This is a genomic window from Kineococcus anabasis, assembly GCF_054590795.1.
The window spans coordinates 1-2,645 of sequence record NZ_BAAIHU010000011.1 but is presented as its reverse complement, the minus strand read 5'-3'; the positions used below and the strand labels follow the sequence as shown (position 1 = coordinate 2,645).

At 74.0% G+C, this 2,645-nt stretch carries 4 protein-coding genes; all 4 read left to right on the top strand.

All coding sequences use genetic code 11. From position 1 onward, the window contains the following. Nucleotides 1–1,153, top strand: a 1,153-nt coding sequence (locus ACYQBY_RS17630; protein WP_459645194.1) for a DUF6250 domain-containing protein, incomplete at its 5' end; no start/stop codon positions are given. Between the two features lie 12 nt (nt 1,154–1,165). Then, the gene (locus ACYQBY_RS17625; RefSeq protein WP_459645193.1) at nt 1,166–1,336 is read left to right on the top strand and encodes a putative leader peptide; all 171 of its coding nucleotides are present in this window, start codon (nt 1,166–1,168) and stop codon (nt 1,334–1,336) included. 303 nt (nt 1,337–1,639) lie between these two features. Continuing rightward, on the top strand, nt 1,640–2,428 hold the full coding sequence (locus tag ACYQBY_RS17620; protein ID WP_459645192.1) for a Stf0 family sulfotransferase: 789 nt from the start codon (nt 1,640–1,642) through the stop codon (nt 2,426–2,428). Then, the coding region (locus ACYQBY_RS17615) for a phosphoadenosine phosphosulfate reductase domain-containing protein (protein WP_459645191.1) at nt 2,425–2,645 on the top strand (221 nt) is incomplete at its 3' end. The genes ACYQBY_RS17620 and ACYQBY_RS17615, both read left to right, overlap by 4 nt.

The window sequence follows — 2,645 nt, the reverse complement described above, 5'->3', positions numbered from 1 at the left end:
CACGACCGGCGACATCGACCCCCGCTTCCCCGGGGACGAGTTCTGGGCCGCCACCGCGAACCAGGACCTGCCCGGCGCCGGGGTGTGGTCGGTCACCGGGAAGCGGGTGTCCACGAGGGTTCCCAGCGTCAACTTCCGCATCTGGTGGGACGGCGACACCGGTGCGGAGCTGCTCGACTCCACCTGGGTCGAGGAGTGGGACCCCGCGACGGAGACGACGCGGCGGCTGTTCGACCCCCGGGGCGTCGTGCCGTCGTGGCGGGCGGCCACCCCGTTCTACGGCGACGTGCTGGGGGACTGGCGCGAGGAGGTGCTCGCCGAGACCGCGGACCACACGGCGCTGCGCCTGTTCACCACGACCGCCCCGACGGACACGCGCCTGTTCACCCTCGCGCACGACCCGCAGTACCGCCTCGGCTGGACGGTCCGGGGCTACCTGCAGTCGACGCTGCCCGGGTTCCACCTCGGTTTCGGGACGAGGCCGGAGAAGCTCCCGGCGCCGCGGATCGAGACGACCGCGGCGCCGGGGCGCTCCTGGTCGCGGATCGCATACGACCCGTTCACGGCGGGGACCGGGAGGTGGGCGGCGGAGCTGGAGAGCGGCGGGTCGGTCACCGCGTCCGGTGGCGTCCTCGACGTCGACGTCCCCGGTGGCGCGACGGTGTGGCTGCGCCAGCCGCTGGAGGGCCCGTACGAGCTGGAGTTCACCGCCACCCCGGTCGCGGCCGGCGGGCCGAACGACAACGTGACCGACCTCAACACCTTCTGGAACGCACGGGACTCCCGCTCCCCGCAGGACGTCTTCGCCACCCGGCGCTCCGGGCGCTTCGCCGACTACGACCTCCTGCGCACCTACTACGTCGGCCACGGCGGCAACCTCAACACGACCACGCGGTTCCGGCGCTACGTCGGCGAGGCGGGCAACCGCCCGCTGCTGGGCGACCTGACCGCTCCGCTGCTGGAGCCGAACCGCCCACATCGGGTGCGGATCGTCTCCGACGGCGCGACGGTCCGGTACTGGAGCGACGGGGTGCTCCTCTTCGACCACCACGACCCCGCCCCGTACACGAGCGGCTGGTTCGCCTTCCGCACCGTGGCCAGCCACCTCGCGATCCGCGACTTCGCCGTGTGGCGGCCGCCCACGACCGCCTGACCGGCCCGGTGCGTGCACGCCGACGCGGCCGGCCCGCCCTCCGGGGCCGGCCGCGTCTCGCATGGTGGACGCGATTTGAACCGGAGCCAGTCGGTCGACAATCCTGGACCGGTGACGTCCGTGCTGCTGGTCGGCCGGCGCGCCGTCGACCTGCTCCGGGTGGCCAGCGCGCTCTGTCGCTGACCGCGCGAACCTGCGACCCGGTCCGCGCGCCCCGCGCCCCCGGCCGGTGACCGCCCCCACGCCCCGGCCGGTGACCGCCCGGTGCCGTCAGCCCGCGACCGCCTCCGCGGTTGCGGAACCACGGCGGGGGAATTCCCGGTGAACACCTCTCCCGCCGCCGTGCGCCCGGAACCGGGGGCAAGTGGAAATCGGCCGCATCCCGGCCTGAGTCGTTGCGGCGCAACGCGATCGAGCGCGCACGGAATTCGCGGGAACAGGCCGCCACGGATGGCGGACCGGTATCCAGGGAGTATTCTTCCCGGCATGTCCCCCGGAATCCGCCCCTATCTCGTGTGCGCGTCCCAGCGGAGCGGCAGCACCCTCGTCTGCGAGACCCTCCGGGCGACCGGGGTGGCCGGCAACCCCCTGGAGCACTTCCAGTACCTGCGCCGCTCCGGGTACGCCCCGCAGCCCCGCGACTGGTTCGCCGACGTGAGCGACCCGGCGATCCTGGAGCTGCTCGCGCCGCTGGAGCCGGACGCCCCCCGCGCCGAGACGCCCGCGCAGTGGCGCGAGCGCGTGCTCGCGGAGGGCCGCACGCCGAACGGGGCCTGGGGCGGCAAGCTCATGTGGAACCAGGTGCCCGAGCTCCTCGGCCATCTCGACGGCCTGCCCGGCCGCAGCGGCACGGACCTGCGCTCCGCCGTGCTCGACCTGCTCGGCGAGGACCCCGTGTACGTCCACGTGTACCGGCCGGACGTCGTGCCCCAGGCGGTGTCCATGTGGCGGGCGGTCCAGACCCAGCAGTGGCGCGGCGAGGGCGACCCGTCCGTCGACGACGGGGCGCGCTACCACGCCGGCGGCATCCGCCACCTGGAGGAGATCCTGCTGGAGCAGGAGCGCGGCTGGAGGGACTGGTTCACCACCCAGGGGATCGAGCCGCTGGAGATCAGCTACGAGCACCTCAGCAAGGACCCCCAGGGGCAGGTCACCGCGGTCCTGCGCGCCGTCGGCATCGACGACGTGGAGGCCCCGCCGCCGCCGCTGCGCCGGCAGGGGAACAGCCGCTCCGCCGAGTGGGTCGAGCGCTACCGCGCGGAGCGTGCGTCGTGAGCGCAGCGACGACCACCCTGGACGGTGCGCCCGTGAGCCGGCGCGTCGACGAGTTGCGGGTGCTGGAGGCGGAGGCTGTCCACATCATCCGCGAGGTGGCGGCGGAGCTGGAGCGCCCGGTGCTGCTGTTCTCGGGGGGCAAGGACTCCATCGTGCTGCTGCGGCTGGCGGAGAAGGCGTTCCGGCCCTCTGCGGTGCCGTTCCCGATGATGCACGT

Bases quoted from the DNA above. Each gene is read 5' to 3' on its own strand.
- ACYQBY_RS17620 (WP_459645192.1), top strand. From the start codon at position 1,640: ATGTCCCCCGGAATCCGCCCCTATCTCGTGTGCGCGTCCCAGCGGAGC.